This window comes from Flavobacterium notoginsengisoli, assembly GCF_014207905.1.
In the GTDB taxonomy this organism is placed as follows: Bacteria; Bacteroidota; Bacteroidia; order Flavobacteriales; family Flavobacteriaceae; genus Flavobacterium; species Flavobacterium notoginsengisoli_A.
This window is the reverse complement of record NZ_JACHLB010000005.1, coordinates 440,240-454,459: the sequence shown is the minus strand read 5'-3', so window position 1 is coordinate 454,459 and position 14,220 is coordinate 440,240. Positions and strand designations below refer to the sequence as shown.

Genomic DNA, 14,220 nt, shown 5'->3' with positions numbered 1-14,220 from the left:
GTTTTTAAGTAGACATAAAATGGAAGATTATGTTTATGGACAGCCCGCCCTGTACTTAATTGTATGAGGCGGGTTTATCATTTTGATTTTCAAAAAATTAAACAAATTAATATCTCAATTATCGAAATTATAGGCTTGTGGCAAAATCTTGGAACACATAATTTAGAGTAGATTCCTTTTTTGCCATAAAAATTAACGCGGTAACAGATAAAAAAGAGGTTGTACTAAATTTACATCAGTATACCTAATATACTTTATGCTCTAATTATTACTATATTAAAAAAAACGTTATACATTTAGATACTCTTAAAAATAATACAATGATAAAAAACGGTAATATCCTAATAATAGAAGATGATGCAGATGACAAGGAGATTTTAGAAGATGTAATTGTATCTCTGGGTACCACTAACAAAATCGTCTGGAAAATTAATGGCGCAGAAGCACTTGAATATCTATGTAACAGTAATGAAAAAATGCTGATTATTTTTTGCGATGTGAACATGCCAATTATGAATGGACTGGAGCTAAAGAGACTTATAGATGCTGACCCGGTCCTTAGAAAAAAAAGCATACCTTTTGTTTTTTACTCAACCGCAGCAACGGAAAATGCCATTGAAGAAGCTTACACTACACTTAGTATTCAAGGCTTTTTTAAAAAAGAAAATGACTTCCATAAAACAAAAGCAATTATCAATACAGTACTTGAGTACTGGAAAAATTGCGTTCACCCAAATACATAATTTTATTCTAAATGTGGAAAAATTAGGACAATTAACAAACAGTTGTCAACTAAATGGCCACACCAATTTTCGGAATAAGACCACTGAAAATTAGAATCTGGTTAACTTTGCTCTCCTTTCAGTTTCTGAAGAATTTCGAGACACCGTTTTCGTTTATCGATAATAGACCGGGAGATTTTGATGCTTTGTATGATGTAACATAAAAATATTCGATAATTTAAACCGTAAATTGATTTTTTTTGATTTAATTTATTTTCTATTCTTTCACCTGTTTGTAAACTTCAATTTTACCTATTACGTCAAAATCCAAAGTATAATTAATAGTGAATTGATAATTTTCATTCATCAAGATTATCATTTCAGCCTGATAAATCGAATTGCCCAAATTTAACTTTGGATTTTTGGATAAAATGAGATAATAGGGCAATGCACTTTGGGATAATTCATTATTGATCAACATATCAAATCCTTCTTTTCTGGTTTGCTCAACAAAACAAGAACCGGGAAAGTTAGGTTTATTTTTAGCTATAAAACTCTTAAATAGTTCAAGATCTGATTTGTTAAAAGAAAGCGCTTGCAAATTTAAATTGCTAAACTTATCAAGTTTAAACCATTTAATATTTACAATTAACTTTTTAGAATCTAAGTTGTATTTAAAGTAGGCCAGCTGCGTATTTATAGTATACATGGATAATATTTCTAATTAAATTACTACAGGATAAGTTTATTGGTAATGCTATGTAATCTTGTAACAGCTGATAAATAAAAAATAAGGCGTTTTTTTAACAGTGGCTTTTATGCAATGGCTAATTTAGTGTGAATTCAAGAAAAAAAACAATCAAATTTAACATTTAGAACCATTCTAGTGAGTAAGAATAAACTTCCAGTAATAGCTTTATCGCCCTTTGTTTTTAAACAGACTTTTATCTTTTTGGAGGTAAAACTTAAAAGTATTTTGGCAAGACTTAACTATTTACAACATTTCTAAACAAGTAGTTACCTAAAAATATTACAGGATTATTAGCTATATTTGAATTGTGAAAAAACACCTTTCCATATTATTTTTATCGGTCTACCTTTTGTCTGTAACGCAGTTGGTAGAGCTTATAAAGCTGCCTGTAATGGTAGAACATTATGTGGAACATAAAGAGCAAAATCCTAATTTAACTGTTCTTCAATTTTTGTGCATTCATTATCAGGGACCAGATGTATTTGATGCCGATTATGCTAAGGATATGAAACTGCCTTTTAAATCACACACCAATATCAGCTCTGTTGTATTTTATCCTTTAATACAAGAATACGAAACCATACAAAAAGTAAATTTTACGTATAAAAAACAAAATTTATATACGTATTGTTTTGCCTATTCTTCCATTTCCCTTTCCTCTATCTGGCAGCCGCCCAGAGACTGTTAATCGTTTTTTATCGGCTTAAAAATTTCACGTCTACTGACGCGTGTTTTGCTATTGCTTATTTTTTACAACGACGATTAACAAAACAAACTTATGCTTTCTAAAATAATTGAGTTTTCCGTAAACAATAAACTCATCGCAGGGCTTTTTACAATTGCCCCGATTGGTCGATGAAAAGCAATGCCGAGAGGAACAAAATCTGGCTTAGCCAATGCATTGCCTGGATGAAAATGGAGAACAAAGAAGAATAGAAAATTAATACTTTAAAACAAAACATTATGAACGGAGCGCATTATCACTTAGTATTGAACCACTTGCCTATTATTATACCCATTGTAGGTTTATTGATACTCATAGGCGGATTTGCAGTAAAATCTGAAATTGTAAAAAGAACAGCTTACTGTATTTTTATACTGGGAGCAATTACGGCATTTGCAGCAATAGCAACAGGCGAAGGCGCCGAGCACGTGGTAAAACAAATTGAGGGAATCTCTAAAAGTTTAATCCATGAACATGAAGAAAAAGCAGAGATATTTGCTTTACTATCCTATTCATTGGGCATAGGTTCAATAGTCGCTTTATGGAGCAATTGGAAAAAGAAATTGTATGCTAATTATATTGCATTGGCTATACTGGTGTTCTCCCTGACAGTTTTATACTTTGGTCAGCAAACAGGCACTACAGGCGGAGAAATCAGACATTCTGAAATTAGATAACTGCTAACTGATTATTTCATAAAATATTTACGAACCTAAAATAGTATTATAAAATTCAGAATCATTCTACAAGTCTTAATCCATTATTTTACAATGTGTTGATGTAATTTTTATGATATAAAACAAAAAAATTTAATATGAATACAATTCAGGATGAGGCAAAACTTCATACCTTCTTAAAATCAGTTGATTCAAATATAGAGAAGCTTAATGACAAAAAAATAATAGCCTTTTTCGAATTTTTAGGATTAAAAGACCGTGAGGATATCCCTAAGGATTTTCTTGATTGGGAAAATATTCTTGTTGTGCTGCCAAATCGCGAGATGTTAAATGAAATAAAAAAATATAAGGATTCAATATCCCGAATTTCATTTGTTACAAACGCAAATGCAAAGCAGATTCATATTTATGATATGAATGACTGGAAAAGTGCTACACAAAAAAAAACAGCATTACAAATAAGACAGTTTCTAAAAACTAATTTTGGAGGTGCTGAAAAAATCTCTAAAAGTCCGGACTGGGTTAAACTAAAATAAATTAGAATTATGGAGACTGAAGTTCATTATATTAACAGAAGCGGATGGCTCAGGGCAGCTGTCCTAGGTGCAAACGACGGTATTTTATCGACCACCAGTTTAGCGATTGGTGTTGCGGCGGCGAGTGTAACCAGAGAACCTATTTTGCTTGCGGCAGTAGCCGGTTTAGTGGCCGGTGCTCTTTCCATGGCGGCAGGCGAATATGTATCGGTAAGTTCTCAATCTGACATTGAAACAGCTGATTTAAAAAGAGAAAAAAATGCACTCGATACCTTGCCCGAAGAAGAACTGGAAGAACTCACCGATATTTACATTCAAAGAGGTTTAAATAAAGAACTGGCCAGACAGGTTGCCATCGAATTAACGGCTCATGATGCCCTTGAAGCCCATGCGCGCGATGAACTCGGAATTAATGAAATCACACAAGCAAATCCTTTAACTGCAGCTTTTGCATCGGCAGTATCATTTATCATTGGAGGTTTATTGCCTCTTTTGGTCGCAATTTTTGCCCCTATCAAAGAAATGGTATTTTATCAATATGGCTTCTCTATACTCTTTTTGGCATTATCGGGAATACTTGCCGCTAAAGCAGGAGGTTCACATACTTTTAAAGCAGTATTGCGTATCTGTATCTGGGGCACCTTTGCCATGGCAGCCTCGGCATTGGTGGGCTATATTTTTGGTGTCCAGACTGCTTAGAAAATAGTTTTTTTGATTTAAAATTTAATCGAATCTTAAGCAAGCAAAAAAAATAAGATCCCCGACAATTCGTTATTTCGTATATACCTAAAAACAAACTGCTTAATGAAACTAATTACAATGTTCCTTTTAATGACAGTGCTTCCCATCAACTGGGAACCTGACTTTACTAATGCCAAAAAAGTGGCAAAGGAAAAGCACGAATTAATTCTACTCAACTTCTCCGGTTCAGACTGGTGTGGGCCTTGTATCGTGACGCGCAGAGACTATCTGGAAAATCAGGCTTTCACAGATATGGCCAACGAGAATCTGGTACTGGTTAATGCTGATTTTCCAAGAAAGAAGAAAAACATTGGAACTCCCCAGCAGGTAAAGCGAAATGAAGATTTAGCCGAAATTTACAATAAAGAAGGAAGTTTCCCTTTAACCCTTCTTCTTGATGCTGATGGAAAAGTTCTTAAAACCTGGCACGGAAAACCAGAAACTACACCTGAGCAGTGGACTGCCGAAATAAAAGCAATCTGTGATAGCAAAAAGTAACATACTGAAAAAACAGAAGTATTCCGAGTCCCTAAAACTCATGGGAAACAACTTTACTATCACTGTTGTGGCCGAAAATGAGTATCTTGGAAATAAGAATATTAATCTTGCCATTGAAGAAATCAGGCGGATTGAAAGACTTTTGACTACTTATAAAGAGGACAGCCAGACCAATCTCATTAATGAAAATGCAGGAATTAAGGCGGTAAAAGTAGATCTGGAAGTTTTTAATCTTATCGAAAGATGTATTGGTATTTCCAGAATTACACAAGGTGCTTTTGATATTTCTTATGGAAGTATCGACAAAAGTCTATGGAATTTTGATAAGGCAATGACCCAATTACCAGATGCCGAAACGGCTTTAAAGATGGTACACCTTATTGATTACAGAAATATCATTTTAGACCCGGAACACACAACCGTATTTTTAAAAGAAAAAGGAATGCGGATTGGTTTTGGCGGCATTGGAAAAGGATATGCCGCTGAAATGGCAAAACAGATACTTTTAAATCATAATGTGCAGAGCGGCATTATTAATGCCAGCGGCGATCTTTCGGCCTGGGGATTACAGCCAGACGGTAGAAAATGGACAATTGGCGTAGCCGATCCTAATTTGCCAAATGCAGCATTCTCTTATATGGAAATTTCCAATAAAGCAGTGGCGACCTCTGGAAATTATGAAAAGTTTGTAACCATTAACGGCAAAAAATATTCGCATACCATTGACCCAAAAACAGGACTTCCGATAACCGGAATAAAAAGCGTGACCATTATTAGCGGAAACGCAGAATTTGCAGATGCAATGGCCACTCCAATAGCGGTTATGGGTATTAAAGCAGGCTTGTTTTTAATAGATCAGATAGCAGATCTATATTGTATTATCATCGACGACAACAATAAAATTTACACTTCTAAAAACATTAACCTGAAATGAAAAAGCCAAAACAAAAAGCGCTAGTACTGTTATGCAGCATTGCTTTTACGGGCATTCTGTTCACCTCCTGCACATCGGTAAAAGAATACCAGAAAGGAAAAATCAACGATTCTGAAATGGTCCTTTCCAACAGGAAAATAGAAAAGACAGAACTCAGTTTCCAATCCTACCGTGAAGGAGCTTCCGGGGCAAATTCAGGAAAAAGCGGCGGCGGCTGCGGTTGTAACTAATTTTCATACTATAAAAAATGAAAAGAATATTCATTACAGGATTTGCCTTACTGGCATTATTTCAGACAAGAGCACAAAATGTTCCTACAGATTCCACAGCTTACAAAAGCAAAAAATTAAAACTAGAGGAGGTAAATCTGGTTTCCAGCTATTACAAGCAGGACGGAAACAATTCAGCCGTTACCGGGGGAATTGGTTCTGAACATTTAACCGACATTGCCAACACGATCGATGTTAAACTGGTAAAATACGGAGAAACCGGAATCAAGCATACTTTTGATATTGAAGCCGGTATTGACCACTATACCTCTGCCTCATCAGATATGATTGATTTAAGTGCCAATTCATCTGCATCTTCTTCAGACAACCGCTTCTACCCTTCTCTAACTTATCTAAGAGAAAATGAAGAGAAAGGAAGAACATTGGGTATTGGCGTTTCATCATCGACCGAATTTGATTATCAGTCGTTTGGAGGCAATATCAGCTTCTCCCAAAAAACAAAAGACAGAAATGGTGAATTCACGGCCAAATTTCAAACCTTTCTCGATCAGTTAAAACTGATTGAACCTGTTGAGCTTCGCACTTCGGGAGGCGAAGGCTACGGAAGCGCGAACCGAAATACTTTTGCAGGAACTTTGAGTTATTCTCAGGTAGTAAACAAAAATCTGCAGGTCATGCTTGTAGGTGACGTTATCAGCCAAAACGGATATTTAAGCCTTCCGTTTCACAGGGTTTATTTTGCAGACGGTTCTGTTCATCAGGAAAAAATGCCCGATACCAGACTTAAAATTCCACTGGGGATCAGGGCCAGTTATTTCTTAGGAGACAATGTAATTATTCGCGCCTATTACAGATATTATACCGATGACTGGAGTCTCAGAGCACATACTGCCGATCTTGAAATTCCGGTGAAATTAACCCAGGCATTTTCAATGAGCCCGTTTTACAGATATTATACCCAAACTGGCACGAAGTATTTTAAACCGTATGGCGAACATACAGCAGCTGATGAATATTACACCAGCAACTATGATTTGTCTAAGTTTGACAGCAGTTTCTTTGGGATGGGAATGAAATTCACTCCATTAAACGGAATCTTCGGCCTCAAACACTGGAATACTTTAGAGATTCGTTATGGTCATTATACAAGAACTACCAATATGACTTCGGACATTATCAGTATTAACATCAAATACAAATAGAATTAATTATTTAAAAACACAAAGCCCAATCCAATTGGGCTTTGTGTTTGAATAACATCACAGCAGCAAAATGAAATTGTCCTGGTACAAAAAGAACAGATAAGAATCTCTGATAAAAAACCGTTACCTTTAAATCAGCGAACAGCAATAGAAAATGAATAGAATTTTTGAAAAATTAACCCGTCATCTGGCAAAGAATCCAAGAAGACTTTTCTTAATTGACTCTGTGGGGGCTCTGCTAACCGCTGTACTGCTTTGTGGAGTGCTTTCAAATCTAAGCCCCTATATTGGCATGCCCAAGACAACACTCAATTTACTCTTCTCAATCGCAGCTTGTTTCTGCTTTTACTCGGCTGCCTGCTTTTTATTTTTAAAAGCAAAATGGGCGCTTTACATCAGACTAATAAGTTTTGCCAATTTACTGTACTGCGCGCTGACCATTGCCTTTTTATTTATTCATTACAACAAGCTTACAATTCTTGATCTGATGTACTTTTTAGCTGAAACAGCAATCATCTGCCTGCTTCTTTACATAGAGCTTACCGTATCGGGAAAAATTTTAAACAAGCGGTAATGGCAGTCAAATTATCTCGCGCCGTAAACCCTGCCTTTAAAATTAGCATTACATTAACGTTTGGTTTTTCCCATTAACCCCTTTGAAGAGGTAACTTTGTGATTCTACAATACAATTTAGTAAAATGTTCAAAAAACAATTCGTAAAGGCAAAGAACCTGCTGATCTGGGGACAGGAAAAATTAACCAAAAAACAATTTATTTTTCTCTCCAGTGTCCTTATCGGAATTATTTCCGCCTTTGCCGTGATTTTCTTAAAAGCCTTTGCGCACTGGGTCTATTCTTTTGCAACCTATATCAACGGCACCTTAAAGCTGAGTTTTATTAATAGTATCCTGCCAGTTATAGGTATCCTTTTAACTGTTTTTGTGGTAAAAAGAGTACTGGGAGGCACCTTGGAGAAAGGGACTTCGCAGATTTTATATATTGTGGCCAGAAAAGCCAGTATTATTCCCAAAAAGCAGATGTATGCCCAGATTATCACCAGCTCGCTCACCGTAGGGCTTGGAGGATCTGCAGGACTGGAAAGCCCCATTGTGATCACAGGCGCCGCTTTTGGCTCCAATTTTGCCCAGCAGTTCAAGTTAAGCTATCAGGAACGCACACTGCTCATTGGCTGCGGGGTTGCCGCCGGTATAGCGGCCGCCTTTAATGCGCCGATTGCCGGGGTGCTCTTTGCCATCGAGGTGCTGCTGGTGGATGTCACCATTTCGGCCTTTACCCCTATTATGATTGCAGCGGCCACCGGAACACTAGTTTCCACCATAGTGCTTAATGAGAATATACTGCTGACCTTCAGGGAAAAACAGACTTTCGATTACCATAATATTCCCTTTTACGTTTTAATGGGACTTTTCACGGGTTTTATTGCCGTTTTTTATGCCCGGAAATTTTTAAAAACCGAGCACTATTTTGCCCATTTAAAATTTGGCATCTATAAAAAAGCGCTAATCGGGGCCTGCATTTTAGGACTGATGATCTTTATTTTCCCTACGCTTTTTGGCGAAGGATACGAAAGCATTAAAACCCTTGCCGACAAAGAGCCCGGAAAATTGCTTGAAAATACGCTATTTGGGGATTATGCCGACAACAGCTGGGTACTGCTGGCCTTTGTAGGGTTTTCTATGATGCTCAAGGCATTTTCTTCGGGAATTACCTTGGGAAGCGGCGGTAACGGCGGTAATTTTGCCCCTTCGCTTTTTTTGGGCTCTTATGCCGGATATTTCTTTTCCAAATTTTTAAATCTCACGGGACTTACTGATCTTCCCGTCAGCAATTTCACGCTCGTGGGCATGGCAGGGATCCTCAGCGGCCTGTTTCATGCGCCGCTAACGGCTATTTTTCTTATTGCAGAGATAACAGGAGGATATGATCTGATGATTCCCCTTATGATTGTAGCCTCTGTGAGTTTTGCTGTTTCCAAGCGTTTTGAAAAGCACTCCCTGGATGTAAAAAACCTCGCTAAAAAAGGAAATGTTTTCACCGGCAACAAGGATACTAATATTCTGTGCACACTGGAAATTGAAGACCTTGTCAAAAAAGATTACCTCACTGTAGAGAGCACTCAAAACCTTGAAAATGTTGCCGATCTTCTGGCACATTCCGATCAGGTTATTTTTGGGGTTGTAAACGGTGAAAACGATCTGCAGGGACTGGTGTATTTTAATGATATACGCGAGGTAATCTTCGATAACCTCAAAGCGGAAAATATCCTTGTAAAAGATATAATGGTCCAGCCCATTGAGACTGCAGATCTCTTTGACAGCATGGAAACTGTTATGAATAAATTTGAAAAAAGCAATAAGGCCTTCCTGCCGGTGCTTAAAAACGGGAAGTACTATGGTTTTATAACCAAATCAGATGTGCTGGAATCATACCGAAACAGGCTAAAATCGATGATCTTTGAATAAAACCTTCCCTTGCATAAAATAAATTCAATCAGCTTTGAGTTCTCATTTGCCCGATTTCAGTAAATAATTATTAAAATTAGTCTTATCTTAGTCCTACATGCCAAAATAGCGTATTAAATCGCTTGCTAATTATATAGATTATGAGAAAAATTACAGACCTGCTCAACCTTCGCGATGGAGAAGATGACAGGGTAAAAACCCTGGAGGCGGTAAAGAACAATATAACGTTCAAAGGAGCAAACCTTTGGATATTGGCCTGCGCCATTATTGTCGCCTCGGTTGGGTTAAATGTAAACTCAACAGCTGTGATTATCGGGGCAATGCTCATATCCCCTCTCATGGGGCCGATTGTGGGGGCCGGATTCGCATTGGGTATTTATGATTTTTCATTGCTTAAAAGGTCACTCAAAAATTTACTGACTGCAACAGTAGTAAGCCTGGTGGTTTCGACCTTGTATTTTTACCTTAGTCCCTTCAAGGATGTACAGTCCGAACTGCTGGCCAGGACTTCCCCAAATATCTATGATATCCTTATCGCCTTTTTTGGAGGTGTTGTGGGAGTGATTGCCGTTACCAGATCGGAAAAAGGCAATCCAATTCCAGGGGTTGCCATTGCAACGGCCCTTATGCCGCCGCTGTGTACGGCCGGTTACGGGATTGCCACCGCGCAGTGGACCTTTTTTTTAGGGGCATTTTATCTCTACTGCATCAACTGCGTCTTTATAGGAATTGCTACTTTTTTAATCATTAAATACCTTAATTACCCGGCCGTTAAACAGGTAGATGAAAAACACCAAAAACGGGTAAAGTATACCATTGCTTTTTTAATAACAGTTATGCTGGTGCCCAGCAGTTATCTGGCTTACTCACTGTACAGGGAGCAGCAGTTTAAAAAAAATGCAGATCTTTTCATTGAGAGTGAATTCACCAATAAAGGATATACCATAGTGTATAAAAAAACTGATTTTACGCCTAAAGCTAAAAAACTCGAGCTGGCTTTCCTCTCCAGACGGTTTTCCGCATTAGAAATAAAAGAGCTTAAAGATAAACTGAACCAAAATAAATACCTGGCCGGCACACAATTGCAGATCCGTCAGGACAGCACTGACCGCTTCAATGCTCTAAAGGGCGATATCCTGAGCCAGATTAAAAGCAGTGAGAATGAGATGAATGTAAAAGACGTTAAGATCATGCAGCTGGAAAAGCAGCTGACCAGGAACAAATTTGACAACCTTCAGATTTTAAAAGAAACCCGGGTTTTATTTCCAGCTGTAAGTTCACTCTCTATCAATAAAAGCAGCCTTGTTAATCAAAAAGACAGCATTACAACGATAACGGCCGTTATCTATGACGGCGCTAAAACTCTAAGTCCGGCCCAGAGCGACAAACTCAAGCTGTGGCTCAATGAGCGCCTGCTGGTAAAAGATGTGGAACTTTTCAAGAAACATTAATTTTCCCCAAGAGCTTTTTTCTGCTTTTTATTGTACAGGCTCAAAATGCAAAACCCTGAAATACCGGCAATTGTAGAGGCAATGAGTATCGCGAATTTGGCTTCATTTTGATGCAGTGCATCTCCAAAGGAAAGAAGTGCTATAAAAATCGACATTGTAAATCCGATCCCGCCCAGCAGACCAAGCCCCAGCACATGCATCCAGGTAACAGACTGGGGAAGTTCGGCAATTTTCAGCTTGACCGACAGCCATGACATTATAAAAATTCCAATGGGTTTACCTAAAAATAATCCAAGGATAATACCCAGTCCCAGATTACTGAAAAGCCCTGATATCATTTCAGTTTCAAAAGTGATATTGGTATTGGCAAGGGCAAAAATGGGCATAATTATAAAATTCACTGGACGGGTCAGGGCATGTTCCAGTTTTTCAAGAGCAGACTCCGTATCATCCTCAGTAGTGGGCAGCGTTACGGCTACCAGAACACCGGCAATAGTGGCATGAATACCCGAGTGATGAATAAAATACCAGATAACTGCTCCGGGGATCAGGTAAAAAAGTATATTTTTGACACCCATTCGATTAAAGATTATCAATAAAACAAACAATGCCCCTGCATATCCTAAATAGAGAAAATTCAATTCCGAGGAGTAAAATAGGGCTATTACTAAAATTGCAATAAGGTCATCCACAATAGCCAGCGCGGCCAGAAATATTTTAAGGCCCGATGGTACCTTACTGCCTAAAAGGGATAAAATCCCCAGTGCAAAAGCAATATCGGTAGCCATTGGAATCCCCCAGCCTTTGGCCGTATGCGGATCGCCATTATTAAAAAAGAAATAAATTAAGGCCGGAACCGCTACACCGCCCACTGCGGCAAGCACCGGAAGGGAAGCCTGGACAAATGAAGAAAGCTCCCCTTCCACTATCTCCCTTTTTATTTCCAGTCCTACAAGAAGAAAAAAAACAGCCATAAGCCCGTCATTGATCCAGAGTAAAACCGGATATTTTAAATGCAGCAAAGAAGTATTGAATCCCAGTTCAAAATTAAGCAGTTCCTTAAAACCACCCGACCATCCCGAGTTGGCAATCAAAAGTGATATAAGTACACAGATTAATAATATAATTCCACCTGCAGAGGAGGATCGGAAAAAATGAGAAAAGACCTTAAGATTTATGAGTTTTGCCATAAATACAAATTTAACTCATTATAACTGTACCTCCAATTAAATATACCAAAAACCAATAGACTGTATTTTAAACAGGGCTGCATGGAAATATTTTTCGTGTGATTTAAAGAATAATATTCAGACTGTAATTTATCATTTCAGCAGGTAAAATTCAGGTTTGCTGCAAAGAATTGCGTTTGAATGTGCAGTCCTCCACGACAAAACAGGGCTCTGTGGCAGCCCTACCCTCGATGGCAGTGAAATCCTTTTGTGCCGGGGCCTGGCACAAAAGATTGCTTCGCCAGTACGCTGGCACTCGGGTGGAACCGATAGCGGGAAAAGCTCCTGAAAAATTATTAATTAATAGTCTCCACTAAAAATCACCTGCAAATCATAATAAATTTTACCCTTTTAAAATTCTAATACACACTGAAATATTTCTTATATACTTTAAACAATTGAATACCTGCTAAAGCAATAAAAAAAAGCGGAATAAAAACAGGCAGTATGCCCTTTGCGAATTGATTTGTGTCTTGTAAAACAGACTGCAATATTATTATTACGCTAAGCATTCCTGTAAAAATACCCATTAAGGTTCCTGCGATATAATAATATTTTAGCTTCCTTTGAATGGTAATATATTTTTCATTGAGCAAATATAAATTCCAGCTGGTCCAAAAAGGCAATTGTAAAAAATTAAATCCATTTAAAATTACGCCAATTATAAATGGAGAATAGATCAAATATCTCTCTAAATAATAATCAGACTCTGCCGGGTGATTGAAATTCAAATAAAAAACAAACGCCAGAGTAAGCATGAAGCCAACTGAAAACAGATCTATGACCTTCATGAGTTTTCTGTTTTTTATAAGCTCTCTGGCGAAAAGCAGCGTAAAATAAATCACAAAGGTTTCTATAAATATGACTCCAAACAAAAAGAAAACCAAATTATGAAATCCTGATTTTGCATAGATTTCCAGTCCAACTAAGTTTAAGTATCCCAGCGGAACTGATCCGAGAAAACTCACCAGAAATCCAACTGAAATATTTTTTACCTTTTTCATTTCTAGAAATTCATTATTTTATTGTTTTGTGCCAGATGCAATCTGTACTCACGTATTCCCACTTTGTAATCTAAATACGGAATGCCCGTTTTATGGTTTTCAACACTTATTTCATACATATAAGTAATATGTCGTGCCAGTTCTTTCCATGCAAACCAAACCGAATGTTTGGGGTCATAAATATGTGTAGGTTCGCTTGCCGCACCGTTTAATTCTACAATCTGGAAGTTTTCTCCTTGTTCTAATTCTTCAAAAGTGTTGTACATGATATCGAAACGCCCGAAATAAAATTCAGGAATTTGAGCAGCGAGCTCATTGATCATCTTGGTTAATTTTGGCGTAACCCAATGGCTGCCATCCAAAAATTTTGCGCCCCGGGCGTGATTGCCAAATGGAACTAAATTTATGGTTTCGCCTCGGGGTAATATCAGCTCCAATTGATCACCATACTCTTCTTTTAAAACATCAAACTGCAACTGAAATCTTGGCGTTTGTTTGATCAGATTTTCAATTGTAGATTTTCCATCACCTCTTACAATCAAAAATTCTTTAGAGACAATTCCGGTAATTTTTCCATATTTTTCGAGCGGATGACGAACATAAAAAACACCTACTTCATTCTTGAATGGAATTAAATCCTGTACTAAAAAGTCAAAATTTGCTTTTTGGGCATAGTCTTTCAGCTCCGATATTGTTTTAATTTTTTTCACGCCCGAACCACGCAGGCCAATATCCGGCTTTGCAATTAACGGGAAATAGATTTCCCTTTCTAATACCTTATCTGCTATGGTTTTAAAATCCGTATTTTCTTTAATTAAAATGGTTTTCGGGTAGCATTTTTCAGGAAGCAGATCATAAATCTGTTTTTTGCTTTCCATCATAAACCCGCCGTTTTTGATTTTCGGATTAGAGGCATTAAAGAAAAAAATCGATCTTGCTCTGATGGCATAATAGGCCCAAAGAAAATAGATAGGAACATACAGAACCTGAAATGGCCAATATTCCCAATTGGTAATTTTATGAAAAAATAGTTTCATC

At 37.4% G+C, this 14,220-nt stretch carries 16 protein-coding genes; 12 read left to right on the top strand and 4 right to left on the bottom strand.

Translation table 11 applies throughout. The annotated features are described in order from the left end of the window. Window positions 1–320 precede the first annotated feature (320 nt). Window positions 321–743 carry a response regulator gene (locus tag HNP35_RS17200; RefSeq protein WP_116751095.1) on the top strand — a complete coding sequence of 141 codons (423 nt, stop codon included), beginning with the start codon at window positions 321–323 and terminating at the stop codon, window positions 741–743. 256 nt (window positions 744–999) lie between these two features. Here the strand turns inward: HNP35_RS17200 and HNP35_RS17195 are convergent, their stop codons facing one another. Continuing rightward, window positions 1,000–1,431, bottom strand: a complete 432-nt coding sequence (locus HNP35_RS17195) for a hypothetical protein (RefSeq protein ID WP_056251129.1) — start codon at window positions 1,429–1,431, stop codon at window positions 1,000–1,002. A gap of 349 nt (window positions 1,432–1,780) precedes the next feature. On the opposite strand from HNP35_RS17195, the gene HNP35_RS17190 reads away from it, so the two are divergent. The 11 genes from HNP35_RS17190 to HNP35_RS17140 all read left to right on the top strand — a co-directional run bounded on the left by HNP35_RS17190 (window position 1,781) and on the right by HNP35_RS17140 (window position 10,949). Next, window positions 1,781–2,161 (top strand): hypothetical protein, encoded by a 381-nt coding sequence (locus HNP35_RS17190; RefSeq protein ID WP_184164894.1) that lies wholly within the window; start codon window positions 1,781–1,783, stop codon window positions 2,159–2,161. Window positions 2,162–2,436: 275 nt separating this feature from the next. Continuing rightward, window positions 2,437–2,874, top strand: a complete 438-nt coding sequence (locus HNP35_RS17185) for a hypothetical protein (protein ID WP_116751097.1) — start codon at window positions 2,437–2,439, stop codon at window positions 2,872–2,874. Between the two features lie 137 nt (window positions 2,875–3,011). Continuing rightward, window positions 3,012–3,410, top strand: coding sequence for a hypothetical protein (locus HNP35_RS17180; RefSeq protein WP_056251122.1), 399 nt, complete (start codon window positions 3,012–3,014; stop codon window positions 3,408–3,410). 9 nt (window positions 3,411–3,419) lie between these two features. Next, entirely contained in the window at window positions 3,420–4,109 is a 690-nt protein-coding gene (locus tag HNP35_RS17175; protein WP_056251116.1) for a VIT1/CCC1 transporter family protein, read from the top strand. A 105-nt stretch (window positions 4,110–4,214) separates the two neighbouring features. Next, on the top strand, window positions 4,215–4,649 hold the full coding sequence (locus tag HNP35_RS17170) for a thioredoxin family protein (RefSeq protein WP_056251113.1): 435 nt from the start codon (window positions 4,215–4,217) through the stop codon (window positions 4,647–4,649). Between the two features lie 40 nt (window positions 4,650–4,689). Then, a complete protein-coding gene (locus HNP35_RS17165) occupies window positions 4,690–5,583 on the top strand; it encodes an FAD:protein FMN transferase (protein WP_184164891.1) in 894 nt (297 codons plus the stop codon). Further along, window positions 5,580–5,813 carry a DUF4266 domain-containing protein gene (locus tag HNP35_RS17160; RefSeq protein WP_056251109.1) on the top strand — a complete coding sequence of 78 codons (234 nt, stop codon included), beginning with the start codon at window positions 5,580–5,582 and terminating at the stop codon, window positions 5,811–5,813. The genes HNP35_RS17165 and HNP35_RS17160 overlap by 4 nt, the downstream gene beginning before the upstream one ends. A 17-nt stretch (window positions 5,814–5,830) precedes the next feature. Then, window positions 5,831–7,015, top strand: a complete 1,185-nt coding sequence (locus HNP35_RS17155) for a DUF3570 domain-containing protein (protein ID WP_056251106.1) — start codon at window positions 5,831–5,833, stop codon at window positions 7,013–7,015. Window positions 7,016–7,169: 154 nt separating this feature from the next. Beyond that, entirely contained in the window at window positions 7,170–7,589 is a 420-nt protein-coding gene (locus HNP35_RS17150) for a hypothetical protein (RefSeq protein WP_116751098.1), read from the top strand. Window positions 7,590–7,713: 124 nt separating this feature from the next. Then, entirely contained in the window at window positions 7,714–9,498 is a 1,785-nt protein-coding gene (locus HNP35_RS17145; protein WP_184164888.1) for a chloride channel protein, read from the top strand. A gap of 140 nt (window positions 9,499–9,638) precedes the next feature. Then, window positions 9,639–10,949 carry a DUF389 domain-containing protein gene (locus HNP35_RS17140; protein WP_116751100.1) on the top strand — a complete coding sequence of 437 codons (1,311 nt, stop codon included), beginning with the start codon at window positions 9,639–9,641 and terminating at the stop codon, window positions 10,947–10,949. On the opposite strand, the gene nhaA is transcribed toward HNP35_RS17140, so the two are convergent. The 3 genes from nhaA to HNP35_RS17125 form a co-directional block, all read right to left on the bottom strand. Then, a complete protein-coding gene (gene nhaA / locus HNP35_RS17135; protein ID WP_184164885.1) occupies window positions 10,946–12,139 on the bottom strand; it encodes a Na+/H+ antiporter NhaA in 1,194 nt (397 codons plus the stop codon). The genes HNP35_RS17140 and nhaA overlap by 4 nt on opposite strands. A gap of 398 nt (window positions 12,140–12,537) precedes the next feature. Then, window positions 12,538–13,182 (bottom strand): hypothetical protein, encoded by a 645-nt coding sequence (locus tag HNP35_RS17130; RefSeq protein ID WP_184164882.1) that lies wholly within the window; start codon window positions 13,180–13,182, stop codon window positions 12,538–12,540. 2 nt (window positions 13,183–13,184) lie between these two features. Next, window positions 13,185–14,219, bottom strand: a complete 1,035-nt coding sequence (locus HNP35_RS17125; RefSeq protein WP_184164879.1) for a D-alanine--D-alanine ligase — start codon at window positions 14,217–14,219, stop codon at window positions 13,185–13,187. Between the last annotated feature and the right edge of the window lies 1 nt (window position 14,220).